General features: G+C 41.2%; 22 protein-coding genes. 18 read left to right on the top strand and 4 right to left on the bottom strand.

Going from position 1 to position 25061, the window contains the following annotated elements; genetic code table 11:
• The first annotated feature begins 7 nt into the window (after window positions 1–7).
• From DBT49_RS03460 to nox, 4 genes are all read left to right on the top strand, one after another.
• Entirely contained in the window at window positions 8–700 is a 693-nt protein-coding gene (locus tag DBT49_RS03460) for a DivIVA domain-containing protein (RefSeq protein ID WP_070559240.1), read from the top strand.
• A 318-nt stretch (window positions 701–1018) separates the two neighbouring features.
• The gene (gene ileS, locus DBT49_RS03465; RefSeq protein WP_070559238.1) at window positions 1019–3802 is read left to right on the top strand and encodes an isoleucine--tRNA ligase; all 2784 of its coding nucleotides are present in this window, start codon (window positions 1019–1021) and stop codon (window positions 3800–3802) included.
• A 2-nt stretch (window positions 3803–3804) separates the two neighbouring features.
• Window positions 3805–4008: a cold-shock protein gene (locus tag DBT49_RS03470; protein ID WP_070559236.1), complete on the top strand. Its 204-nt coding sequence runs from the start codon at window positions 3805–3807 to the stop codon at window positions 4006–4008.
• 276 nt (window positions 4009–4284) lie between these two features.
• Window positions 4285–5628, top strand: coding sequence for a H2O-forming NADH oxidase (gene nox, locus DBT49_RS03475; protein WP_070559234.1), 1344 nt, complete (start codon window positions 4285–4287; stop codon window positions 5626–5628).
• Between the two features lie 85 nt (window positions 5629–5713).
• Here the strand turns inward: nox and DBT49_RS03480 are convergent, their stop codons facing one another.
• A complete protein-coding gene (locus DBT49_RS03480) occupies window positions 5714–5959 on the bottom strand; it encodes a GlsB/YeaQ/YmgE family stress response membrane protein (protein ID WP_013669621.1) in 246 nt (81 codons plus the stop codon).
• A gap of 163 nt (window positions 5960–6122) precedes the next feature.
• Between DBT49_RS03480 and DBT49_RS03485 the strand changes: the two genes are divergently transcribed.
• The 7 genes from DBT49_RS03485 to thiI all read left to right on the top strand — a co-directional run bounded on the left by DBT49_RS03485 (window position 6123) and on the right by thiI (window position 13089).
• Window positions 6123–6674 (top strand): NUDIX hydrolase, encoded by a 552-nt coding sequence (locus DBT49_RS03485; RefSeq protein ID WP_070559232.1) that lies wholly within the window; start codon window positions 6123–6125, stop codon window positions 6672–6674.
• 5 nt (window positions 6675–6679) lie between these two features.
• Window positions 6680–7078: a hypothetical protein gene (locus tag DBT49_RS03490; RefSeq protein ID WP_070559230.1), complete on the top strand. Its 399-nt coding sequence runs from the start codon at window positions 6680–6682 to the stop codon at window positions 7076–7078.
• A 9-nt stretch (window positions 7079–7087) separates the two neighbouring features.
• Window positions 7088–7783, top strand: a complete 696-nt coding sequence (locus DBT49_RS03495; RefSeq protein ID WP_070559228.1) for a 5'-methylthioadenosine/adenosylhomocysteine nucleosidase — start codon at window positions 7088–7090, stop codon at window positions 7781–7783.
• A 253-nt stretch (window positions 7784–8036) separates the two neighbouring features.
• Window positions 8037–8648, top strand: a complete 612-nt coding sequence (rpsD, locus tag DBT49_RS03500; RefSeq protein WP_111872396.1) for a 30S ribosomal protein S4 — start codon at window positions 8037–8039, stop codon at window positions 8646–8648.
• Between the two features lie 186 nt (window positions 8649–8834).
• A complete protein-coding gene (locus DBT49_RS03505) occupies window positions 8835–10556 on the top strand; it encodes a septation ring formation regulator EzrA (protein WP_111872397.1) in 1722 nt (573 codons plus the stop codon).
• A 155-nt stretch (window positions 10557–10711) separates the two neighbouring features.
• Window positions 10712–11857: a cysteine desulfurase family protein gene (locus DBT49_RS03510; protein ID WP_070559418.1), complete on the top strand. Its 1146-nt coding sequence runs from the start codon at window positions 10712–10714 to the stop codon at window positions 11855–11857.
• An 8-nt stretch (window positions 11858–11865) separates the two neighbouring features.
• Entirely contained in the window at window positions 11866–13089 is a 1224-nt protein-coding gene (gene thiI, locus DBT49_RS03515; protein WP_070559224.1) for a tRNA uracil 4-sulfurtransferase ThiI, read from the top strand.
• Between the two features lie 85 nt (window positions 13090–13174).
• Here thiI and DBT49_RS03520 read toward each other — a convergent pair whose 3' ends face one another.
• Complete coding sequence (locus DBT49_RS03520; RefSeq protein WP_060778013.1) at window positions 13175–13348, bottom strand: hypothetical protein; 174 nt, start codon at window positions 13346–13348, stop codon at window positions 13175–13177.
• A 230-nt stretch (window positions 13349–13578) separates the two neighbouring features.
• Between DBT49_RS03520 and gndA the strand changes: the two genes are divergently transcribed.
• Entirely contained in the window at window positions 13579–15012 is a 1434-nt protein-coding gene (gene gndA / locus DBT49_RS03525; protein WP_070559222.1) for an NADP-dependent phosphogluconate dehydrogenase, read from the top strand.
• Between the two features lie 26 nt (window positions 15013–15038).
• Complete coding sequence (locus DBT49_RS03530) at window positions 15039–15746, top strand: response regulator transcription factor (RefSeq protein WP_013668854.1); 708 nt, start codon at window positions 15039–15041, stop codon at window positions 15744–15746.
• A gap of 89 nt (window positions 15747–15835) precedes the next feature.
• Here the strand turns inward: DBT49_RS03530 and yidC are convergent, their stop codons facing one another.
• A complete protein-coding gene (gene yidC, locus DBT49_RS03535) occupies window positions 15836–16762 on the bottom strand; it encodes a membrane protein insertase YidC (protein WP_070559220.1) in 927 nt (308 codons plus the stop codon).
• A gap of 64 nt (window positions 16763–16826) precedes the next feature.
• Window positions 16827–17105, bottom strand: coding sequence for an acylphosphatase (locus DBT49_RS03540; protein WP_070559218.1), 279 nt, complete (start codon window positions 17103–17105; stop codon window positions 16827–16829).
• Between the two features lie 153 nt (window positions 17106–17258).
• On the opposite strand from DBT49_RS03540, the gene DBT49_RS03545 reads away from it, so the two are divergent.
• From DBT49_RS03545 to rny, 5 genes are all read left to right on the top strand, one after another.
• Window positions 17259–19613 carry a DNA translocase FtsK gene (locus DBT49_RS03545; RefSeq protein ID WP_070559216.1) on the top strand — a complete coding sequence of 785 codons (2355 nt, stop codon included), beginning with the start codon at window positions 17259–17261 and terminating at the stop codon, window positions 19611–19613.
• A 246-nt stretch (window positions 19614–19859) separates the two neighbouring features.
• Window positions 19860–20438 carry a CDP-diacylglycerol--glycerol-3-phosphate 3-phosphatidyltransferase gene (gene pgsA / locus DBT49_RS03550; protein ID WP_070559214.1) on the top strand — a complete coding sequence of 193 codons (579 nt, stop codon included), beginning with the start codon at window positions 19860–19862 and terminating at the stop codon, window positions 20436–20438.
• Window positions 20439–20489: 51 nt separating this feature from the next.
• Window positions 20490–21728, top strand: coding sequence for a competence/damage-inducible protein A (locus tag DBT49_RS03555; protein WP_070559212.1), 1239 nt, complete (start codon window positions 20490–20492; stop codon window positions 21726–21728).
• An 81-nt stretch (window positions 21729–21809) separates the two neighbouring features.
• Complete coding sequence (gene recA, locus DBT49_RS03560) at window positions 21810–22925, top strand: recombinase RecA (protein ID WP_070559210.1); 1116 nt, start codon at window positions 21810–21812, stop codon at window positions 22923–22925.
• Window positions 22926–23208: 283 nt separating this feature from the next.
• Window positions 23209–24780: a ribonuclease Y gene (gene rny, locus DBT49_RS03565; protein WP_064292335.1), complete on the top strand. Its 1572-nt coding sequence runs from the start codon at window positions 23209–23211 to the stop codon at window positions 24778–24780.
• Window positions 24781–25061 lie beyond the last annotated feature (281 nt).

The following is a 25061-nucleotide window of genomic DNA, read 5'->3' on the forward strand; positions in this document are numbered from 1 at the left end:
ACTTTCGATGCAAGCTAAACAAGTGAGAGAAAAAACATTTAATAGCAAAATGCGGGGTTATGATAAAAAAGAGGTCGACGCTTATCTTAAAGAGCTTTCCATGGTCATGGATAATCTGGAGACCAATAACCAATATTTGCAACAGGAATTATACGATGTCAATAACCAACTCGATGAATATCGTGAACGAGAAGCCTCAGTGAATCGGTCTATAGTCGTTGCCCAACAAGCCGCTGACCGGGTGCGCGCGGATAGCTTGAATGAGGCTGATCTTATTATTCAAAAAGCCGAATCGGAAGCCCAAAAACTCCTACAAACGGCAGCGGATAAAGCCAATACCATTGTTAAAGAGAAATCACGGCTCAGGGAAATGTCGCGCTATTACATCTTCCAAATGCAAGGCTTGATTAATAATGCAAAAGAAGTTTTAGATGATCCGCAATGGGAGGAACTCTTTGCAGATCAAGAAGAAGAAAAAGTTGAGACACCGGTATTGGACGAAGTCCTAGCTGGGGAGAACTTCCAGGTACGCAACCAGGAAGCTGACCAACTCTACCAAGAAGCTTTGGATGAGGCTAAGCATAAACAAGCGCAAAAAGAATTTTTTGACCAAGCTTCTGGAGACCAACCTGCCCAAATGCCTGAGGAGGCACAAAAACTATTTGATGAAGAAGCTGAGAAGCTGGATAGCGATAATTAGAACTGAGCAAATGGGCGTTATTTTGAAGTTGAAAATTTAGCTTTTCTTGCGTATAATTGATTGCAATAAGATTTACAACAGAACACGGTTTAGGGTACTTTAGTGTGAGCGAGTCTATGTGGGGTGTGAGATAGATGATTAAAGCCTTAGATTATCATCTGTTGACCTGTTTGGCTGAACATGTAGAGTAAGCTGGGCCGTTAGTTGCGTTAAGACTTTAAGGCAGAACTTTATCTGTAAAATTGGGTGGTACCACGAGCACACATCGTCCCTTTGGGCGGTGTGTTTTTTTATTTTAATGAGAGGAAGCAATTGTTTATGAAAATGAAAGATACTTTAAACTTAGGAAAAACTAAGTTCCCTATGCGGGGAAATTTACCCAAAAAAGAACCAGAACGTCAGAAAGAATGGGAAGAAAATCAGGTTTATGAAAGACGTTTGAGACAAAATAAGGACAATCAACCCTTTGTTCTCCATGATGGCCCTCCCTATGCTAATGGGAATATTCATATTGGTCATGCTTTAAATAAGATTACCAAGGACATCATTATCCGTTCTAAAAGCATGCAGGGCTACTACAGCCCCTATGTGCCGGGCTGGGATACCCATGGCCTACCGATTGAACAAGCAGTGACTAATTCAGGGGTAGACCGTAAGTCATTGTCGACCGCTGAATTTCGTCAGATCTGTCAAGATTACGCGAGCCAACAAATCGATAGCCAACGTCAAGATTTCAAACGACTAGGGGGACAAGGTGATTGGGAAGATCCGTATATTACCTATACTAAAAAGTTTGAAGCTCAAGAAATTCGAGTTTTTGGTGAAATGGCTAAGAAGGGCTTAATTTATCGGGGAAATAAACCGGTCTATTGGTCACCTTCAAGTGAATCGACCTTAGCTGAGGCGGAAATTGAATATAAGGACGTGGAAACCCCAAGTATCTATGCTGCCTTCAAGGCCAAGGATACTAAGGGTAAGTTACCAGAGGATACTGAATTTATTATCTGGACCACCACACCATGGACCCTGCCTGCTAGTGAAGCTATTGCAGTTCATCCACAAATCGAATACAGTTTAGTGGCGGTCAATGGTCATCACTATGTCGTTGCTAGCGAACTGCTAGAAAGTTTAGCAGAAAAATTCCAATGGACCGATTATCAAGTTGAAGATAGAGTCTTAGGCCAAGACCTGGAATTGATGAAGGCCAACCACCCATTCTATGACCGCGAATTACTACTCATCCTGGGAGACCATGTGACCACTGAATCAGGTACTGGTTTAGTTCATACGGCGCCTGGACATGGGGAAGATGACTACTATGTCGGGGTTAAATATGGCTTAGATGTCTTATCCCCTGTGGATGACCAAGGCTGCTTTACTGAAGAAGCTGAAGGCTTAGAAGGGATCTTCTACGAAGAAGGGAATGACTTAGTCATTGATAAAATGACTAAAAATGGCACCTTATTAAAGGTAGAATACTTTGTCCATAGTTATCCCCATGACTGGCGGACCAAGAAACCAGTTATTTTTAGAGCCCTCCCTCAATGGTTCTGTTCAGTAGACAAAATTCGTGAAAAGACCCTAGATGTTATCAATAATGAAGTGACTTGGTGGCATCCTTCTGGTCAACACCGGATCTATAACATGATTCGCGACCGGGGTGACTGGGTCATCTCTAGACAAAGAGTCTGGGGCGTTCCGCTACCTATTTTCTATGCAGAAGACGGCACACCAATCATTAGCGAAGAAACCATCAACCATGTGGCTAAGCTCTTCGAAGAACATGGGTCAAATATTTGGTTTGAAAAAGAAGCCAAAGACTTACTCCCTGAAGGCTACCAAAATGAACACTCACCAAATGGAGAATTCACCAAGGAAAATGACATTATGGACGTTTGGTTTGACTCAGGTTCATCTTGGGCTGGGATTTTACAAACGCGAAATGATCTTTCCTATCCAGCAGACATGTATCTGGAAGGGTCTGACCAATACCGTGGTTGGTTTAACTCTAGTCTCTTAACCTCTGTTGCAGTGAATGACCATGCGCCTTATAAGGAAGTCGTTTCCCAAGGTTTTGTTAATGATGGGGAAGGGCGTAAAATGAGTAAGTCATTAGGAAACACCGTGTCTCCTAATGATGTCTGTGACCAACGTGGGGCAGATATTTTGCGCCTCTGGGTGGCTTCAGTAGATTCCCGCTATGATGTCCGCATTTCTGATGATATCCTGGGTCAAGTGGCTGAGTCCTACCGGAAGATTCGGAATACCTTGCGCTTTACCCTAGGCAATCTCTTTGATTTCGATGCCGAGGAAAATTATGTCGCTTACGACGATCTTGACAGTATTGACCAATATATCTTGGTCCTACTTAATGAATTAGTCGACCATGTCATTGACTACTACAATCACTATGATTTCAACAGTATTTATCAAGAAATCATTAATTTCCTCACCCAAGTCATGTCTAGTTTCTATTTGGATTATTCCAAGGATGTCACTTATATTCTCTTAGCCGATGATCCTAAACGTCGCAACATGCAAACAGTAATGTACGAAGTATTGAAGAAGATTACTATTTTACTTACACCAATCATTCCTCATACCACGGAAGAAATTTGGTCCTACATGGGTGAAGCTGAGGACTATGTTCAATTAGCAGACTTCCCTGAAGTAGAAGACTATAGTAATGCTGAAGCATTAAAAGCAAAATGGGAAAAATTCTTTGACTTTAGAGATGATGTTAACCATAGCCTAGAAAGTGCTCGTAACGAAAAAGTGATCGGTAAGTCTTTAGAAGCCAAGGTCATTGTTTATGCTAAGGAAGATAGTCGCCAATTCTTGGAAAGCATTGGGGATGACCTAAAAACTTATCTGATTGTTTCCCAGTTAGAAATTAAAGACTATCAAGAAGCAGATAACCAAGCCAGCGATTACGAGGACTATGCCATTGCCATTGTTCCGGCTGAGGGTAAGGTGTGTGACCGTTGCCGGGGCGTTTATCCTTCAGTAGGTAGTGTTGAAGGAGCTGAAAGTCTTTGCCAACGTTGTGCTGACATCGTTCTTAATTACTTCCCTGAAGCACTAGTCAAAGAGGAAGATTAGTCATGTACCAAGGAATTTTAAAGTCATACGATGAAAAACGTGGCTATGGTTTTATCCAAGTCCTTCATCCTTATTTTGAAAAAGATGTTTTTATCCACCGGACTGCCTTACAGGCAGCTGACTATGAAAAAGTGCTGGTCAATGATCTTCTAGCTTTTGAAATTGCTTGGGGACAAAGAGGCCCTCAAGCGGTGAACGTTCAATAAATGAATAAGCTATTCCAATCAGATTCCTATCCTGATTGGGGTAGCTTTTTTTATTTGTCTAATCCATAGAAGAGGGGTAAATAAAAACAAAAAAGGAAAGCAAAAAGCTAATTTAGTTATAAAATAAACAATAATTGTATCTAGTTAGTGAAAATAAATACAAATTGTGTCTTTTTACCTTGATTTTACGCTAATTCGCTAATATAAATAGCGCTTACATGACTTCGTGATATAATAAACATGTAGAAAATAGTACAAAATTTAGGAGGTAGCAAAATGAAATTTGTAATTGTTGGTACAAACCATGCTGGGATTGCAGCGGCAAATACTATCTTAGATAATTATGGAGAAGGCAATGAATTAGTCATGCTTGACCGCAACTCAAACTTAAGTTATTTAGGCTGCGGGACTGCCTTATGGGTAGGTCGTCAAATCGATGGCTATGAAGGACTTTTCTATACTAAACCAGAAGATTTTGAAGCCAAAGGGGCTAAAATTTCTTTGGAAACTAATGTGGAAAAGGTTGATTTTGATAAGAAGGTCGTTTATGCCAAAACAAAAGACGGGCAAGAAATTGAAGAATCTTATGATAAGTTAATTCTTGCTGAAGGCTCTGCACCAATTGCTCCTAACTTACCAGGTAAAGACTTAGATGGGATCCACTTCTTAAAACTCTTCCAAGAAGGCCAAGCGGTTGACCAAGAACTCAGCAAGGAAGGTGTAGATACCGTAGCCGTTATTGGTGCCGGTTATATTGGGGTAGAAATTGCTGAAGCAGCAAGACGTCGTGGTAAGAATGTTTTATTATTCGATGCTGAAGATACTTGTTTGGCTTCCTACTATGACAAAGAGTTCTCCCAATTAATGGATGAAAACCTTAAAGAAAACGGGATTGAGACCCATTACGGTGAATTCGCCCAAGAGTATTTAGGTGAAAATGGACGGGTCACTGGACTAAAAACCGATAAAGGCCAATATGAAGTGGATGCTGTGATTAACTGTATCGGCTTTAGACCTAATTCAAACCTTGGGGAAGACCACTTGGAACGTTTCGGCAATGGCGCATATTTAGTTAACCGTGGTTTCCAAACCTCTGACCCTGATGTTTATGCTGTGGGTGACTGTGCCACCAACTATTCCAACGCTTTGCAAGATACTACCTATATTGCCTTAGCAAGTAATGCAGTTCGTGCCGGGATCGTTGGTGCCCACAATGCAGCAGGGACTGCCATTGATGGCGCTGGTGTTCAAGGCTCAAATGGGATTGAAATCTTTGACTTGAAATTAGTTTCCACCGGTTTAAGTGTTAAGGCTGCGAAAAAAGCCGATATTCCAGTGAAATATGTTGACTATGAAGACTTACAATTACCAGGCTTTATGCCAGAAGAAAAGAATGAAAAGGTAAAAATTCGGATTGTTTATACTGAAGAAGGTAACCGGATCGTAGGTGCCCAATTAGCTTCTCATTACGATATGCACCAATTAATCCACATGTTCTCCTTAGCCATTCAAGAACAATTAACCATGGATAAATTACAACTCCTAGATATCTTCTTCTTGCCTCACTATAACCAACCTTATAACTATGTTACTATGGCGGCTTTAAGCGCTGATAAATAGCAGCCATTAAGAAAAATAAAAAGCCCTGAGTCACTGATTAAATGCTAATCAAGTGACTCAGGGCCTTTTTTTAATTGATAATTAATTAGCCTAGCTTTTTAGCCAGCCAGTAATAGATGAGCAAAATAATAATGGCACCGAGTAGAGTAGGGATAATGTAAAAACCACCGATTTCTGGACCGAAGCCAGACATTAATTTTCCACCTAGCCAGGAACCGAGAATACCTGCGATTACATTTCCAATCACTCCACCGGGAACGTCTCTACCAATGATGGCACCAGCGATTGCACCAAGTACACCACCAACAATGAGGGACCAAATCCAACCCATAGTGATTACCTCCTTTATTTTTGTCTGTTTATATTCTAGTTGAAAAAGACGCTTTTAACAAATAATATGTAAGTTCTGCTTAAGAATAAGAGAGCTTGACCCATTCTGAGAGATTTTTGTTACAATAAAAAAGAATTTAATTTCAAAGAAAAGGGGTAGCCTCATGGAATTCGGTGAAAAAACACTCACTAAAGAAACCATTTACCAAGGAAGTTTGATTGAAGTTGAAAAGCACGTGGTGGAGTTACAAAATAAAGAAAAAGCCAATCGCGAAATCATCCACCATGCCCCGGCAGTGGCAATTTTAGCCCTTAACAATGATAAATTATTACTGGTCAAGCAATACCGTAAAGCCATCGAAAAGGCTATTTTAGAAATTCCAGCTGGCTTAGTCGATCCCGGAGAAGACCTGTTAACTGCTGCCAAGCGTGAACTCGAAGAGGAGACCGCCTTTCAAGCTAAAAACTGGCAAGCCCTGGATAAATTTTATGTCTCACCGGGCTATTTAGATGAATATCTTCAAATTTATCAAGCCTCCAGCTTGGCTAAGGTCGCTCATCCTAAAGCCCAAGACGCGGATGAACATATTGAAGTTTTTCAATTGAGTTTCGAAGAAGTACAAGCGGCGATTGAAAAAGGAGATATCTGTGACATGAAGACCATTTATGCCGTCAAACAATGGGAGATTATCAAATTACGAGGTGAAACGAAGTAATCATTATGAAGCAAAAGGATCCTTTAATTACCCGACGCTCTTATCGGAAGGCCCGGGAAAAGAACAACCGCAAGAATATCTGGCGGCGCCTCTTCAAACAAGAGGAAGAGTTTGATGATCAAGATGAAGTGGATAATGAATCTCGTCCAACGCCCTCAGTCAATCACTCTGAAGCAGCTAGTGATCAGGAGGGCGAGGAAGTTTCTGCAAGCTCTCAAGAGGACGAAACAGACTTGGAAGCGACTAAAGCAGCGAGCCAATCAGCAGACCTTGATGAAACGAATCAAAGTGAAAGCGTAAGAAAAGCTAATCAGCGGCCTTCAATAGACCGCTTCCTTAATTGGGGCATCGTTATTTTAATTTTAGCCATCATTATAGTGACAGCTATCGCATTTTTTGTATAGGAGAGAAGAATGAAAATTGCTATTATCGCGGCCCTGAGTCGGGAAGTGAATTATTATATTGAAACTATTGACCATTTAGAAGAAAAGACTATCGCTGATATGACCTATTGGCTAGGCAGCTATCAAGGCAAGGACTTAGTGATTGCCCAGTCCGGGGTCGGCAAGGTCAATGCGGCCTTGGCGACGACTGTCGTTGCTCTGGAAGATCCGGATGTGATTATTAATACCGGTTCAGCTGGAGCTATTGATCCTAGTTTAAAGATTGGTGACATTGTTTTGGCGGAATATGCCATCTATAACGATGTCGATGCAACTGCGTTTGATAATGTCTTAGGCCAAGTGGATGGGATGCCGGTGAACTACCCAACCGACCCTCAATGGCGTTCAGCTTTTTATCAGTATTACTCTGAACATGCTAGCCAAGCTAACATTAAAGTTGGCCCGATTGTTTCTGGAGATTCCTTTATCGCTAGCCAAGACAAGGTGGCTTGGATTCAAGAGCACTTCCCCGGAGCCATGTGTACCGAGATGGAAGGCACGGCGATAGGGCAAGTGGCTTATCGTTTTAAGATTCCTTTCGTCATTATCCGGGCCATCTCAGATACCGCTAACCATGATGCTAATATAACTTTTGAAGAGTTTATTGAAAAAGTGGGGCGTCAAAGCGCCCAAGCTACCCTGGACTTTATAGCAAAACTTCAATAAGTCTGCTTAGGATGAAGTATCAGAAAAATATTGGTAAATAAATTGACAGCAGGGCTGATATTTAGTACACTAGTGGTTGTGTAAAATAATGCAGCAGAGTTGAAGCAAGCTCGTCAATAGTTCGCCCACGAATGGTGTAGTGAGTACCTGCGGCTGCATAGGGGAAAGCCTTGGATGAACTACACGAATGCGATCAATTCCATAATTATTTTACTCCAATACTAATTATTTTAAAAAATGGAGGAAACAATTTATGTCACGTTATACTGGAACAAGCTGGAAGAAATCACGTCGTTATGGGATTTCATTATCCGGAACTGGTAAAGAATTAGCTCGTCGCCCTTACGCTCCTGGTCAACATGGACCTAACCAACGTCGTAAGAGCTTATCTGAATACGGTCTTCAATTACAAGAAAAACAAAAATTACGTTTTATCTATGGTTTAACTGAAAAGCAATTCCATAATCTATACAACCGTGCTGAAAAGATCAAAGAAGGTACTGTGGGTACCAACTTCATGACCCTTTTAGAACAACGTTTAGATAACATGGTTTACCGTTTAGGTTTAGCTTCTACCCGTCGCCAAGCACGTCAATTAGTTTCCCATGGACATATCACTGTTGATGGCAAACGTGTTGATATCCCTTCTTACATTGTTGAAGTAGGACAAGTTATCGGCGTTCGTGAAAAATCTAAGAACTTACAAGTGATTAAAGATTCTGTTGAAGGTTTATACGGTCACGTTCCTTATGTTGAATTTGATGCTGATAAACTAGAAGGCTCATTATCACGCTTACCAGAACGCGATGAAATGAACCAAGAAATCGACGAATCACTCGTTGTTGAATACTACAACCAAGTTTAATCTGCTTTTAGAAAAGTCTGTTACAGTTTTTGTAACAGACTTTTATTGTATAGCGGGAGTAGACCTTTGCCTGGCGAATACTTTGGCCATTGCTCTGAGGCTAGTGTGGACTAAGTCCCAACTTTAGCGTATAATGTTTATTATTAGGTATAAAAGCGTCTTTTTAGCAATAGAGGGGGGAAGACAGTGGGATTTATAATTGCTCTAATCATCATCATTGTGATTATTTTGATTGGCTATGGCCTACTCTACTACTTAGGTCGCAAGCAAAGCAAAACCAACCTAGAACTTGATGAGAAGAAACAGGAGATCATGGCCATTCCTGTTGCAGATAAACTCTACACTATCCGTAATAAAAATGTGAGTGGAAATACACGCCGGCTATTTGAGGCTGAACAAGCCAAGTGGCAAACCATTAAACAGTATAAGTTGCCTGAAATTGAAGCGGCACTGGTGCAGGCCCAGGCAGATGCTGATAAATTTTCGCTGATTAAGTCTAGAAAAACGGCCGAAGAAACCGAAAAGTTGATTTATGATACTTTGCAAGATGTTCAGAATATCAATCAATCCTTAGAAGAACTCTTAGCTAGCGAGTCAAAAAATGAAGCTTATTTTCAAGAGGTTAATGACCGCTATGCCAAAATAAGAAAACAACTCCTTGCCCATGGTTATGCCTATGGGGATTCACAAGAAACTTTGGAAAAACATCTTTCTTATATTGAATTGGACTTTACCAAATACAATACCTTAATGAGCGATGCCGACTACCTAGCAGCTCATGATGTTTTAGACCAAACTAAGGAAGATATCGAAGCCTTAGAAGCGATGATGGAAGAAATTCCTAAGTTATTGGATAAGATTGATAATGAATATGAAGAACAACTTGAAGACCTTAAATCTGGCTATTCGCAAATGCTAGATATGGACTTCCAGTTCCCTTCTGGTGTACGGGTTGATGAAGAAATTCAACAGGTAGAAAAGGGCATCGAGCAATGCTATGCAGCCTTAGCTGAATGCGATTTAAGTGAAACATCTTCCTTAATGAGCGCAACTGAAGCTCAAATTGACCGCAGCTATGAATTAATGGAAGTTGAATTACGGGCTAAGGAATATATTGAGAAAAACCAAGGTAACCTTGAACAAAGAATTAACCAAGTCCGCCAAAGTAATCGCTATGGCTCACTAGAAATTGACCGGGTGTCCCAAAATTATCTGCTCCATGATAATGAACTGGGCAAGTTACAGGACTACGCCGATCAAATTGACCGCATCCACGAAGAAGTAGATACCGTTAACCAACGTCTAGGAGCCCACGTCATTGCCTATACCGACATGCAGAGCGTTTATAAAGACAAATATGAACAACTTAATGAAATTGATAAGGCCCAATCCCATATTGTGGGCTCCTTAGCCAATCTCCGGCAAAAAGAACGCGATGCCCGTGACATGCTCTATACTTTCGACTTAGATATGCGTAATATGAAACGCCGGGTTAATCAGTATCATTTACCGGGACTGCCTGATGCTTATCTAGATCGTTATTTTGCTACTGAAGATAAAGTTGAAGAACTCGAGCGCAAAATGAATCGGATCAAACTGGATATGGATGAAATTGACCAGCTCGTCAATGAAGTTTCCGAGGCAATTGAGCGTCTTGATTTAGAAACGGAAAATATGATTGACCAAGCCTTATTGACCGAACAAACCGTTCAATATGCTAACCGCTACCGGGCCAACCATCCTGAACTGAATCAAGCCATCGAAAAATCTTCTTATTACTTTAATCAAACTTTCGATTATAAAAAAGCCCATCAGACCATTAGTCAAGCTGTTGACCAATTAGAGTCAGGGGCTTCTAATAAAGTCGAGAACCAATATCGTCAAGAGAAAGAAGAGCGTTTGTATTAAATATTAATAGGGACTCATTGATCAGTCTCTAAACAAGAAAAGTGCTTCAATCAATTGGATAGCTATTGATTTGATGCACTTTTGCTTTTTATCCATTGATTGAATGACTAGCAGTCATTATTTTGTCCGTATATAAAGGAGTAATCATGTCAGAAATCATTTATTTTGATAATAGTGCAACAACTAAAATTGATCCTGCCGCTTTAAAGTCCCTGGTGATGACCATGGAGAATTATTACGGCAACCCCTCCAGCTTGCATGACTTAGGTAACCAAGCCAAAGCCTTGCTCAATAAGGCCCGCCAGCAAATCGCAGAACTCTGTGGCTGTCAGGCAGAGGAAATCTTTTTTACCAGTGGGGGAACGGAATCCAATAACTGGGCGCTTAAAGGCACAGCCTACGAAAAAGCTGGCCGGGGTAAACATATCATTACTTCTAGTGTTGAACACCCCTCAGTCAGTCATACTTTAAAAGAGCTGGAACAAGAAGGTTTTGAAGTGACTTACTTACCTGTTGATAAGGAAGGGCGGGTAAACCCCAAGGATCTTCAGACCGCATTACGACCGGATACGATTCTGGTGTCAATCATGGCTGTAAATAATGAAATTGGGACCATCCAACCGATCAAGGAGATAGCTGAAATTTTAACCGATTTCCCCACCATCCACTTCCATGTTGATGGCGTCCAAAGCTTAGGCCGTTTTAAGAATCCCCTCATTCATTCTCGGGTAGATTTGTATTCCTTCTCATCGCATAAATTCAATGGGCCTCGGGGAGTGGGAATTCTCTACAAAAAGAAAAACCGGACTTTAAAGAATTTAGTAGAAGGTGGCGGCCAAGAAGCGAATCTACGGAGTGGTACCGAAAACTTGCCCGGAATTGTGGCAACAGCCAAGGCTTTCCGCTTAAGTTTAGAGCGGGCTCAGGAAGAAAATCAGCGCCAAGAAGCCATCCAAGCTTTAATCAGAGCTTACCTCAAACAATACCCTGATACCATCCGCATTTTCTCTCCTGAATCAGGCGCTTCTCCCCATGTACTCTGCTTTGCCTTAAAGGCGGTTCGTGGAGAAGTGATGGTCCACGCTTTGGAAGAAAAGGGCATCTATGTGTCCACCACCAGTGCCTGTTCTAGCCGCCAAACCGGTCATTCTTCATCAACCTTACTAGCCATGGGAGTCGATGGGTCTTGGGCTCATTCGGCTATTCGTCTAAGCTTTGGCTTTGAAAATACAGAAGAAGAAGCTCAACGCTTTATTGACACTTTTGAAGAATTACGTCAAAAATTTACTGTTATCCAATAGGAGGTCTTATGGAAACTAAAATCATGATTCGCTATGGTGAATTATCAGTTAAGGGAAAAAATAAACGCCGTTTTATTAACCGTTTAGCTGAAAATATCCGCCAAATCTTTTCCGACTATCCACAGCTTAAGGTGAGTGAACAGTTCGATTTCATGTTTATTGAGCTTAATGGCGTCGATAAGGGAATCGTTATTGATCGCTTACAATATATTTTTGGTATCCAAAGTTATAGTCCTGTCTACGAAATTGGCCGCGACTTTGACCTGTTAAAAGAAGTGGCCAAACAAGTGGTGAAAGAAAAATTAGATGAAAGGGAAATTCATAGCTTCAAGGTTGCTACTTCCCGCTCCGACCACAATTATCATATGGATACCAATGCTATTAACCGGGAATTAGGGGCTTATCTGATGGAAGAATTCCCCGATTTAGAAGTTAAAATGAAAAAGCCCGACCTCACTATCCGGGTTAAGGTCCGCTTCAAGGACTTTGTCGTGTCTTCTGACTGGATTAAAGGGATCGGCGGTTTACCGGTGGGAACCAGTTCCCGTGGGATTCTCATGTTATCTGGGGGGATTGATTCTCCGGTAGCAGGATATTTAGCCATGAAACGTGGAGTGAGACCCATTGCCATCCACTTTGCTTCACCACCCTATACCAGTCCCCAAGCCCTAGAAAAGGCGAAACAATTAGCGGGTAAGTTAACTAAATTCGGCTCTTGGATCGATTTTATTGAAGTGCCTTTTACAGAAATTCAAGAAGCCATTAAGGAGCATATCCCCAGTGAATATTTAATGACCATTACCCGGCGGATGATGCTAAGGGTGGCTGACCGCATTCGTGACCAGTACCATGCCCTATCCATTATTAATGGAGAGTCCCTGGGACAAGTGGCTTCACAGACTGCTGAATCCATGTATGCCATCAATGCCGTGACGACAACACCGATTATTCGTCCTGTTGTTACCATGGATAAATTAGAAATTATTGATATTGCCCAGGCGATTGATACTTTTGATTTGTCGATTCAACCTTTTGAGGACTGCTGTACTGTTTTTGCACCGGCTTCACCAAGTACTAAGCCAAGAGTGGACCGCTGTGAATATTATGAATCTCGTCTTGATATTGACAGTCTAGTGGACAATTGCCTAGCTAAGCTTAACTTTGAGCGAATTGACCACCATTCCTTAGAGGAAAGCAGTGCCCAAGAAGAAGCCATGGATGACTTGCTTTAAACACAGCAATGACTTCATCCAGTTTATAAAACAGAATAATATAAAAAGCTTGCCTCTCTCGATTGGCAAGCTTTTTAGCGCTTATTTAGAAAAAATACCCGTAAACGGCGACACCTAGACTAATCACTACACCCGAAACGAGGGCAAGTAACATGGCCCAGGTGAATAATTTGCCCCATCTTTTCTTACGTCTTTTTTTTCGTTCTGATTTTTCATAGGCTTTTTCTCGTTGCTCTTTCCAATTCGTTGAATTTGACATATCCTTATAACGCTCCTTACAATAATCTCCTTGCTATTATAGCATAAAGGCTAATGACATTTAACGTGGACTTAGAAAGATTTCTTTAAGCCTTCACTTAAGTAAAGGAAGAAAACAAGTGCCTGGCTACGTCTTTATTTTTGCTAAAGACTTTGATAATATTATCATTGAAATGAGAAGCCTAATGACGCAATCTCATCGAATGTTATTAGAATGTAGGAGGAACTACTATGACTCAAGCACAAATTGGTGTAATCGGAATGGCGGTAATGGGGAAAAACTTAGCCCTAAATATTGAAAGCCGCGGCTATACGGTCGCTATTTATAATCGGACTACCTCACGGATGGAGGCCGTTTATGAAGAAAATAAGGACAAGAACTTAGTCCCTACCCGTTCCCTAGAAGAATTTGTTGAACATCTTGAACGTCCTCGTCGTATTTTACTCATGGTAAAGGCCGGGGCAGCTACTGATCATTTTATTGACCAAATTTTACCTCTTTTAGAAGAAGGCGATATCCTCATTGATGGGGGAAACACCTACTTCAAAGATACTATACGTCGTTCAGAAAAATTAGCCCAATCCGGTATCCACTTTATCGGTATGGGTGTTTCTGGTGGTGAAGAGGGTGCCTTGAAGGGACCTGCTTTAATGCCAGGTGGTCAAAAAGAAGCTTATCTAGAAATGAAAGATATTCTTGAAGCCATGGCGGCTAAGGCACCAAGTGATGGTAAACCCTGCGTGACCTATATTGGTGAAAATGGGGCCGGTCACTTTGTTAAAATGGTCCACAACGGTATCGAATATGGGGACATGGAATTAATTAGTGAATCCTATGATTTATTGCGTCATTATTTAGATTTAAGCGTGGAAGAATGCGCCCAATACTTCAAGCAATGGAACCAAGGCGAATTAGACAGCTATTTGATTGAAATTACTGCTGATATTTTGACCAAGAAGGACCCCCAAACCCAAGCGCCAATGATTGACGTTATTCTTGATGCTGCGGGTAATAAGGGAACTGGGAAATGGACATCTCAAGAGGCCTTAGACTTAGGGGTGCCACTACCAACTATTACGGATTCAGTCTATGCACGTTATATTTCTGCTTTAAAGGATGAACGTGTCCGTGCTAGCCAAGTCTTAGAAGGACCAAGCCAAGTGCAAGGTGTTGAGGATAAGGAAGCCTTTATTGAAAAAATCCGTCAAGCCCTCTATTTCTCTAAACTAATGAGCTACGCCCAAGGTTTTGTGGAATACCGTGAAGCAAGCAAGACTTACAATTGGGACTTAGATTATAAGGCCATTGCAAGTATATTTAGAGGGGGATGTATTATTCGGGCACAATTCCTTGAAACAATTATGGCTGCTTATGAGAATAATCCAGAATTAGAAAATATTCTTTTAGATGATTACTTTAAGGAAATAGCCGCTAAATACCAACAAGCTACCCGGGATGTGGTGAGTGCAGCAGTTCAAGCGGGTATTCCGGTGTCTGGATTTACTAGTGCGATTTCATATTATGACAGCTATCGTTCAGCCACACTACCTGCTAATATGATCCAAGCACAAAGAGATTATTTTGGGGCCCATACTTATCAAAGAGTGGACCAAGAAGGAACTTATCATTTCTTATGGGATGAAGAAAAGGAAGTTAAGCAGTAATCCGCATTAAGGAGTTGTGTTAGGGTTTGGAAGCAAAAAAGCAAATTCTTTTAATCGATGCTGAAGAAGAATGGGTGCATTACCTCGGTGATGAGTTAAATAGTGAAAATTATTTTGCCACAATCGCTCATGATGGTCCAATGGGCTTAGAACTGGCTCATCAACACCAATGGGATTTGATTTTACTTGATTTAGATTTGCCTTTGTTAAACGGCTTAGAGGTCATGCGCCGCTTGCGGCAAGAGATGACGGTCCCAATTCTAGTGATGACCCAGCGCTCATCGGTCATTGACCAAGTGTCCGCCTTGGACCAAGGAGCTGATGGTTATTTAATTAAGCCGCTTCCAATTGAAGTTTTTTTAGCACACATACGCTCAATTTTAAGGCGTATGACCATTGAAGCCAATGAAAACCACATTAGACAGACCCGCTTGGTCTTTCGCGATTTACTAGTAGAAAAAGAAAATCATCTTGCTTATCGCGGCGAAGAAGTCCTAGACTTAACCAAGCGCGAGTATGATCTATTAGTCATTTTTATGGAGAATATCAATAAGGTATTGAGCCGGGAAAAATTACTTAAAGATGTCTGGGGCTTTCAAAGTGTGGTTGAAACCAATGTCGTGGACGTTTATATACGTTACCTACGTAATAAAATTGATCCCAATAGGAATCAAAAGTATATCCAAACCATCCGCGGTGCTGGTTATGTCATGCGCGATGAGGATAACTCTTAGCATAAAAAAGACATTAAAACACCCCCTAACTGTGAGCTTAATGCGCTAGCAGCTAGGGGGTGTTTTAGTTTGAATGCTTACTTAAAACTTTATTTCTTTCTGTTTTGTTTTCCCGCATTCCGGTTAGATTTATGGGGCTTAGTTGATGAAGTTGAGGAATTTGCTGTATGGGTGACGTCTTTTACCGTATTATTGGGTTTATAATGTTGGTCAAAGCGGATGGGATTATCCTTCATTTCATCTTCCACTTTGGCTTTAATACGAGGATGAACAAAGGTATTAATAGCCAATTGTTGGAGCATTCCCCAAATGGTGGTTGTTACTAAGTATAAACCAATGGCAGCAGGGACGTTGAAGACAACAAAACCGAGCATGAGAGGCATAAATAGCATGGATTTACCTTGTTGCTCGCGGACTTCTTCAGGCATGGTTTGCATGCTGATCCGGGTTTGTAAGAAAGATAAAAGAATAAAGATAATTGTTAAAACCAGGTTGGGTTCTCCTAAAGAGAAGCCAAAGAAATTGTAGTTGGCAATATTTTGGTTATTATAGATCGCCACATACATCCCGGAAAGGATAGGTAACTGAATTAATAGGGGTAAACAGCCCATATTTCCAAATAAAGAAATGTTATTATCCTTCATAAAGGCCTGTTGTTGACGGGTATATTCCATTTGTTCTTCTGGAGTTTCGGCGCCTTGGATTAACTCTTGGAATTTCATCAAGTAAGGTTGGTAATAACGGCGTTTCTCTGTCCCTAGAATGGAACTGGTTTGTTGCTTGTAGGTGAGTGGAATAAGTAGTAGGCGGATAATGATCACTAGGCCAATAATAGCAAAGCCATAGTTACCATTGAAAAATTGGGCCAACCACTCAATTAACTGGTTAATTGGACTGGCAATTAAACGAAAAGTCCAGCTGTCTTGGTTACGGCTCACACAGCCTCCTAAGAATAGGGAAGAGGCAGCCAATAGACTGAGCAGCTGGAGGTGTTTTGATTTGGTACTTGTTTTCAAAATAGCACTCCTTAATTATAGATTTGTCGAACGCCCCTAATTTTAGCGAAAAATATTGTTTTTTTCAATATATGGGGTGAAAATCGTGCATGGCTGGAAGATCTTTTTCTTCCGTGACACTCAGCTGGTCGATTCTAGCGTAAGGGATATTCTTAGGATCTTGGAGCTCTGTGATAAAATGTTCTCTTTGGCTTTCATCTGCCTGTAATTGGATAGTCACACTGCCATCGGACTCATTTTTTACCGTACCGGTCAGTTGCAGTTTATTGGCTAGGCGGGTAACGTGAAAACGAAAGCCGACACCTTGTACTCGGCCTTGAACTTGTATTTTACTGGTTAGCATATGATCATCTCCCATTGCTTTATTTTAACATAATCCCTCTAATAAATTGATTGATTCTATGGAGAGGCCCACCAAGACCCAGCTTTAAAAAATGGGAGGGATATTATATAATGAAGACTGATTGACTTAAGAAGAGATGAGTCGGGAGGAACTATGGCAAAAAGAAAAACACGTTCAAAGAAAAAAACAAATAATACTTACCAACAAGCGATTATCGCTTTTTTTATTTTAATTTTAACCGGGCTAGGGAGCTTTCAACTGGGCTTTTTAGGTCGAATTGTCAAAGCCAGCATGCGCTTTTTGGTGGGCGAGCTCTATCTATTGGGCTTTTTCCTGGTGGCCATTACCGCCCTTGCCTATTTGTTAACCAATCAAGGACCAAATTGGCGCAAACGCCCTTACAGTTCTCTGCTATTAGCCGTCCCCATTTTGGCTTTACTCTGCCATGCAATCCAGTTTAAAGAAGTCATGGCCAAGGGAGAATCTCTATTTGCCGTTAGTTTAAATCACTTTTTGGCAGGTTTTAAAGGAAATTTTCAGCCCGATGTTGGTGGCGGTATCATGGGTGCTGGCCTCTATCAAGTGAGTTACTTTATTCTCAGCCAATGGGGGACTTACCTACTTATTTTGCTAGCTGCTTTAGCTTGGCTAGCTTACTGCCTAAATATATCCGGTCAAGAAATGATTTCCAGTGTCCAAAATCTGTTTCAAATGGCGGTGCAGTGGCTACAAGGCTTTATAAATGCTACTAAGGAGAAATCTGCTAAACGTAAAGAAGCCAAGGCGAATAAGGTTAAGGAAAGTCAGTCAGCCCCTCTTGTGGAAGATCACTCCCCTAAACTCCCTGAAGTGGAAGATAAGGGCAATGAAGTAAGGCTTGATGAGGAACAAAATCAAGAATCCGCTGTGGAAATTGTGGGCCCCAACTACCAAAACTTAGTGGGATCAAATGAAGAATCAGCCCTTGACCAGGAAAAGGCAAGTCAAAGCCAAGACCAAGCCAGCCAATTAAGTCTGGATATCGACGAAGAGGATGATGGAGAAGATTTATCTGATTTAACTATCGAGGCCGAAGAAGAAAATCCCGATTATAAACTCCCTCCAGTCAGTCTCTTAAATCCGATTCATCACACGGATCAAAGTAGTGAGTACCACATTATTAAAGAAAACATCAAAACCTTGGAAAAGACCTTAGCCAGCTTTAATGTGGATGCCAAGGTGACTAAGGCGAATTTAGGTCCGGCAGTTACCAAGTATGAAATTGAACCAGCAGTTGGCACCAAGGTATCTAAAATTACCAACTTAGCTGACGACATCGCCTTGGCCCTAGCGGCTAAGGATATCCGGATTGAAGCGCCGATTCCAGGGAAATCAGTGATTGGTATTGAAGTTCCTAACCAAAAGGTGTCTGTGGTTTCCTTTAGAGACAGTTTTGAGAACCAGCCAGCCAATACGAAGTTGCTAGAAGTTCCCTTGGGACGGTCAATTTATGGGGACACCCGGGTGGCGGACTTAACGAAAATGCCCCATCTCTTAATTGCGGGATCTACTGGTTCTGGTAAATCCGTCTGCATCAATGGCATGATTGTTTCCATTTTATTAAAGGCTAAGCCTAATGAAGTGAAATTAATGATGATTGACCCCAAAAAGGTTGAGTTAAACGTCTATAACGGTATTCCTCATCTGCTAACTCCAGTAGTAACTAATCCACGCAAAGCAGCCCAAGCCTTGAATAAGGTAGTTGAGGAAATGGAGCGGCGTTATGAATTGTTTGCCGCAACGGGTCAGCGAAATATCGATGGTTATAACCATCATGTGAGTGAATATAATGAGACCAGTGATGATAAACAGGCCTTGCTGCCTTATATTGTGGTTATTGTCGATGAATTAGCTGACTTGATGATGGTGGCTTCTAAAGAAGTTGAGGCTGCCATCACCCGTTTAGCACAAATGGCCCGGGCAGCTGGTATTCACATGATTTTAGCTACCCAACGGCCGTCCGTTGATGTTATTACGGGGATCATTAAGGCTAATGTGCCGTCCCGAATTGCCTTTGCGGTGTCTAGTGGGACGGATTCACGGACAATTATCGATCAAAATGGAGCGGAAAAACTCCTCGGTCGCGGTGATATGCTCTTTATGCCCATGGGAGAGGGTAAGCCTTTAAGAGTACAGGGGGCCTTCATTACTGATGAAGAAGTTGAAAGCGTGGTTGACTTTGTTAAAGACCAGCAAGAGGCTAATTATAGTGAAGCGATGATGCCAAGTGAAGTAAATGAGAATAGCGCGGCTGACGACCTTGATGAGATGTGGGATGAGGTTATTGATTTTGTTAAGGGCCGCGAAACGGTTTCGATTTCCATGTTGCAACGTCAATTTCGCATTGGTTACAACCGTGCCGCCCGCTTAGTTGATGACATGGAGGCACGCGGCATTGTCTCAGAACAAAACGGAAGTAAACCGCGGACGGTTAATATTTCTGAAAAACAAGAAGATCAAGAAGATTAGGTGGCCTGGCTAAAGGCTCTAATCTCTTTTCAAAATCCAACTATCTCATTCAAAATGTATTCCGGGTGCAGATCGCTTTTTATTTAAACGCACTTGTCGCACTCTCATTTATACGAATAGTCAAAGAGAAGGGAATCTTTAGTAGTGACTCGCTCTTTGACTTTTTTAATGGGCTGGATTGCTTTTTGACTGTCTAAAACGTGATATAATGTAAGAGATATTTTCCTAAAGGAGGACATTGTCATAATGAATTTACCTAATCGACTGACCATGCTAAGGATTTTGATGATTCCTTTATTTATTTTATTAATCGAAATTCCTTTTAATTGGGGAACATGGACCATTGGCAGTCAAAGTGTGAGTATTCAATTCGCTGTAGCAGCCCTTATTTTTGCCATAGCGAGTTTGACCGATTGGCTGGATGGCTATATTGCTCGTCGTGATAACCTGGTGACCAACTTTGGTAAATTTGCCGACCCCTTAGCAGATAAAATGTTGGTCATTACCGCCCTAATCGAGCTCATTGCTCTAGGTAAGGCGCCAGCTTGGCTTGTTGCCATTATTGTCATGCGGGAGTTGGCTGTTACGGGCTTAAGGCTATTAATCGTGACTGAAGGGGAGGTTTTGGCAGCTAAGTGGCCAGGGAAAATCAAGACCTGTACCCAGATGTTGGCGATCATTTTATTATTAGTGAACGATTTTCCTTTCCAAGCCTTGCCATTTTCACTCGGACAGTTCTGCCTCTACCTGGCTTTACTAGCAACCATCTATTCAGGTTATGATTATTTTAAAAAGAATTGGCAAGTCTTTAGTGATAGTTTTTAAAGAAAACAATAAAAATTGCTGAAAGTACGGAATAATAGAGTGGAGGAAATTATGAAGGCAGAAATAATTGCGGTAGGAACAGAAATGCTGATGGGACAAATTGTTAATACCAATGCTCCCTTTATCGCTAGACAACTGAATGAACTAGGGATTGAACACTACTACGAGACGGTGGTGGGGGACAATCCTGAGCGCTTAGTTGAATTAACCCGGATTGCCGAGTCACGAAGCGATATGATCATTTACTCTGGGGGGATTGGGCCCACCCAGGACGATTTGACCAAGCAAGCGATTGCTGATTATCTCAATGAAGAGCTTATCTACGACCAAGAGTGTTTAGAGCAGATAAAACAGTACTACCAGGACCGCCATCAAAGCATGTCCTCCAACAACCTACAAATGGCTTTGACTTATAAGAATGGCCAATCGCTAAAGAATACAACGGGGCAAGCCTGTGGTAGTCTCATTCATAAAAAGGGTTGTCTCTATGTCTTCCTGCCTGGTTTTCCAGATGAATTGGAACCTATGTTTATTAATGAGGTTAAGCCTTATCTCTTTGAACATTTGTCCAATAAACAGGTATTGGCTTCTCGCTTTTTAAATTTCTTTGGTATTGGGGAAGCGGCCTTAACTAGTCGTCTAGAAGACCTGATCGCTAAACAAAGTAATCCAACGATCGCTCCTTATGCCTCTAAATCAGTAGTCACCTTAAGACTCACGGCCCAAGGGGAAAATCACGCAGTTACAGATAAACTGCTCGACCAAACCCAGGAAGAAATACTTGAACTCGTTGGCGAATATTATTACGGAAGCGGTTATAATTACCTCCCTATGGATGCCTTGTTCGATTATTTGAACCAAGAAGGAAAAACGATTGCCTTTGCTGAAAGCCTGACGGGAGGCCTAGCGGCGCATTTATTGGTCAACCATGAAGGCTCTTCAAAAATTTTTAAAGGGTCAACAGTTTCCTATAGTGAATATGCCAAGGCTCACGTCATTGGCGTAAGTCAAGCAACTCTCGACCAAGAGGGCATGGTTAGCGAGGCTTGTGCCCGGCAAATGGCTGAATTAACCTGCTCGGACTATGGGGCTGATTATGCCATTAGCTTCACCGGAGTTGCTGGTCCTGAGAAGATGGAAGGTCAAGAAGTTGGAACCGTCTATTGTGGTTTTGCTAGCCGAGGGCAGTCTACCCAGGTCAAACGCTATCACATTAATGGCAACCGTTCAGCCATTCGTTTAAAGGTTATCTACCAAGCTGTGTTGGATTTTATCCAAGAAGAAAGCTGAGAACGTTTGTTCTATTTTTGCTTGCTTTTTTGACTTAATGCCGTTAGACTAAGATAGAAAGATAAACGAGGAGGATATTGAATGAGTACATCACATGATGCAAATCGCCAAAAAGCTTTAGACCAGGCCCTTAAACAAATTGAAAAAAACTTCGGTAAGGGAGCTATAATGAAGATGGGAGAATCAACGGATACTCAGGTATCGACTGTTCCGTCAGGCTCCTTATCCTTAGATATTGCCCTAGGAGTCGGAGGTTATCCGCGTGGACGAATTATTGAAGTCTACGGTCCAGAATCTTCCGGGAAAACCACTGTTGCCCTACATGCTGTTGCCGAGGTTCAAAAACAAGGTGGTATTGCTGCCTTTATTGATGCTGAGAACGCCTTAGACCCTGAATACGCTAGAGCTTTGGGGGTTGATATTGATGAGCTATTACTCTCCCAACCGGATACTGGTGAACAAGGGCTAGAAATTGCTGATGCCTTAGTGTCCTCTGGTGCGATTGATATTGTCGTTGTCGATTCTGTTGCTGCCTTAGTTCCACGGGCTGAAATTGAAGGTGAGATGGGGGACTCCCATGTGGGACTCCAAGCCCGGTTGATGTCTCAAGCCCTACGGAAATTATCGGGCTCCATTAATAAGACGAAAACCATTGCCATGTTTATTAACCAGATCCGTGAAAAAGTAGGTGTCATGTTTGGTAACCCAGAAACCACCCCAGGGGGACGGGCCCTAAAATTTTATTCTACTATCCGCCTAGAAGTTAGACGCGGGGAACGGATCAAATCCGGTCAGGATATTATTGGTAACCGCACCAAGATTAAAGTAGTAAAAAATAAGGTTGCTCCGCCATTTAAGGTTGCTGAAGTGGATATTATGTATGGTCAAGGAATTTCTCAAGCGGGTGAATTAGTTGATTTAGCTGCTGACATGGATATCATTAAGAAGAGTGGCTCTTGGTATTCTTACGGGGATGACCGGATTGGCCAAGGACGCGAGAATGCTAAACTATATCTTACCGAAAATCCTGAGATATTTAAGGAAATTGATAGTAAGGTTCGAGCAGAGTATGGTTTTGGTCCAGCTGTTGAAGATGACGATTCAGAGGATGAAACAACCAATGAAGAAGCCAAAAACGATTCATCAAGCGATGAAGAAAATGAAACCCTAGATTTATTTAACGATGATGAAGAATAAAATATTTTTCCAAAAACTTGGTGTTCTTAGCCAAGTTTTTCTTTAGAAAAGTCTTATAAATAATGAGATTATGACCTGTATCTATTATCTATAAGCGTCTCATCCTATCAATACTTCTTTATGTTTGCTTTCAGAGCAGAAGGAGAATTTTTTGGTAGCGCTTCTAGAATAATTGACAATAATGTGAAAAAAATATAAAATTTAAATAAATGCTTTGCATTTGAAATTTTATGATTTTTTTATTTAAAAAAGCAAACAATTAAATAGACACGGAGGTGAAACTATGGATGGTTTAACTATTGCCTTCGTTATCGTTACTTTAATTGTTGGCCTTTTAGTCGGATTAGTAATTGGTTACAAAAGACGTCAAAATGTTGAAGAAGAAGAACGTAATGAGGCGCAAAATACTGCAAAAGGAATTTTAGCTCAAGCAAATAAAGATGCTGAAGCTAAAAGAAAAGAAATTCTTTTAGATGCAAAAGAGAAAGCTCAGGATTATCGCAATCAAGTAGAAAGCGAATTAAGTGACCGTCGTCAAGAAATCACTCAAAAAGAGCAAAGGCTCTTCCAAAGAGAAGAAAATCTTGACCGGCGTGAAAATGTTCTTACCAATAAGGAAAATGATCAGCTTTCTAAAGAGCAATCGATTCAAGATCGCTTAAAAAATGTTTCTCAAAAAGAAGAAGAAGCCCAAGCAATGGTTCAGGAACGCCAAGATGAAATCGAGCGGATTTCTATGATGACAACTGAAGATGCCAAGGCTTTGATTTTGAAAGAGACAGAAGCAAACTTATCTAATGAAATTGCTTTACGAATTCGAAATGCAGAAGAAAACTATAAAGAGCAAGCACATAAGCTCGCTACTTCAATTATCTTACAAGCAATCGAAACATCTGCTGCCGATACAGTCGCCGATACTTCGGTAACCCGTATCGATTTGCCAAACGATGATATGAAAGGTCGTATCATCGGTAAAGATGGACGGAACATTAAAACCATTGAAGCCTTGACTGGGATTGATTTAATTATCGATGACACCCCAGAAACGGTGGTACTTAGTGGTTTTGACCCGATTCGTCGGGAAATTGCTCGTATTGCTTTAGAAAATCTAATTAAGGATGGACGTATTCATCCAGCAAAAATTGAAGAAGCGGTTGAACGTGCTAGAAAATCAATGGATACAAAAATTCGTGATACTGGGGAAGAGACAACCTTTGACCTAGGTATTCATGATATGCATCCAGACTTAGTCAAGTTAGTCGGACGTTTAAACTATCGCACCAGCTATGGGCAAAATGTCTTAAACCATAGTGTCGAAGTAGCTAAACTGGCTGGTATTATTGCTAGTGAACTTGGCGAAGATGAACAACTGGCTAAACGAAGTGGATTATTACATGATATCGGCAAAGCCGTGGACCACGAGGTGGAAGGTACCCACGTTGAAATTGGTACTGAACTCGCGCGTAAATATAATGAAAATGATATCGTTATTAATGCCATTGCGGCCCACCATGGAGATATCGAATCTGCTTCTGCGATTGCCATTATTGTTCAAGTCGCTGATGCCTTGTCAGCTGCTCGTCCCGGTGCTCGAAGTGAATCATTAGAGAATTATATTCAACGTTTAAGAAGTTTAGAAGCCCTAGCTAATGAATTTAGTGGTGTGAAGAAGACATACGCTATTCAAGCAGGTCGCGAAATTCGTGTGATTGTTAACCCCGAAAAGGTGGATGACTTAAGTGTCGTTAAGATGTCACATGATATTTCTAAACGTATTGAAGACGAACTGGATTACCCAGGCCAAATTAAGGTGACGGTAATACGTGAATCCCGTTCTGTGGATTATGCAAGATAAATTACCTAAGCTATACAATAAGCTTTGATTAAAAATAAAGAAATCTGGAGTAGTAAATTCCAGAATGAAATAATAAGCGAATCGATAAATCCCTATTGGAAAGGTCGGTTCGCTTATTTTTTATGTGACTTGGTATGACATGCCAGTTTTTATGATCCTATATCTTTTCTGCACGTATTCATCTTATTAAAGTTAATAATATTTCAAGTAATTATTTTATTTTTATAAATACTTTGTAAAAATATAGTATACTTAGGACATGAGATGAATAAGGAGGAGAA

The sequence above is a fragment of the Aerococcus mictus genome, assembly GCF_003286595.3.
Classification (GTDB): Bacteria; Bacillota; Bacilli; order Lactobacillales; family Aerococcaceae; genus Aerococcus; species Aerococcus mictus.

Bases quoted from the DNA above. Each gene is read 5' to 3' on its own strand.
- DBT49_RS03460 (WP_070559240.1), top strand. From the start codon at position 8: ATGCAAGCTAAACAAGTGAGAGAAAAAACATTTAATAGCAAAATGCGG.
- ileS (WP_070559238.1), top strand. From the start codon at position 1,019: ATGAAAATGAAAGATACTTTAAACTTAGGAAAAACTAAGTTCCCTATG.
- DBT49_RS03470 (WP_070559236.1), top strand. From the start codon at position 3,805: ATGTACCAAGGAATTTTAAAGTCATACGATGAAAAACGTGGCTATGGT.
- nox (WP_070559234.1), top strand. From the start codon at position 4,285: ATGAAATTTGTAATTGTTGGTACAAACCATGCTGGGATTGCAGCGGCA.
- DBT49_RS03480 (WP_013669621.1), bottom strand. From the start codon at position 5,959: ATGGGTTGGATTTGGTCCCTCATTGTTGGTGGTGTACTTGGTGCAATC.
- DBT49_RS03485 (WP_070559232.1), top strand. From the start codon at position 6,123: ATGGAATTCGGTGAAAAAACACTCACTAAAGAAACCATTTACCAAGGA.
- DBT49_RS03490 (WP_070559230.1), top strand. From the start codon at position 6,680: ATGAAGCAAAAGGATCCTTTAATTACCCGACGCTCTTATCGGAAGGCC.
- DBT49_RS03495 (WP_070559228.1), top strand. From the start codon at position 7,088: ATGAAAATTGCTATTATCGCGGCCCTGAGTCGGGAAGTGAATTATTAT.
- rpsD (WP_111872396.1), top strand. From the start codon at position 8,037: ATGTCACGTTATACTGGAACAAGCTGGAAGAAATCACGTCGTTATGGG.
- thiI (WP_070559224.1), top strand. From the start codon at position 11,866: ATGGAAACTAAAATCATGATTCGCTATGGTGAATTATCAGTTAAGGGA.
- DBT49_RS03520 (WP_060778013.1), bottom strand. From the start codon at position 13,348: ATGTCAAATTCAACGAATTGGAAAGAGCAACGAGAAAAAGCCTATGAA.
- gndA (WP_070559222.1), top strand. From the start codon at position 13,579: ATGACTCAAGCACAAATTGGTGTAATCGGAATGGCGGTAATGGGGAAA.
- DBT49_RS03540 (WP_070559218.1), bottom strand. From the start codon at position 17,105: ATGCTAACCAGTAAAATACAAGTTCAAGGCCGAGTACAAGGTGTCGGC.
- DBT49_RS03545 (WP_070559216.1), top strand. From the start codon at position 17,259: ATGGCAAAAAGAAAAACACGTTCAAAGAAAAAAACAAATAATACTTAC.
- pgsA (WP_070559214.1), top strand. From the start codon at position 19,860: ATGAATTTACCTAATCGACTGACCATGCTAAGGATTTTGATGATTCCT.
- DBT49_RS03555 (WP_070559212.1), top strand. From the start codon at position 20,490: ATGAAGGCAGAAATAATTGCGGTAGGAACAGAAATGCTGATGGGACAA.
- recA (WP_070559210.1), top strand. From the start codon at position 21,810: ATGAGTACATCACATGATGCAAATCGCCAAAAAGCTTTAGACCAGGCC.
- rny (WP_064292335.1), top strand. From the start codon at position 23,209: ATGGATGGTTTAACTATTGCCTTCGTTATCGTTACTTTAATTGTTGGC.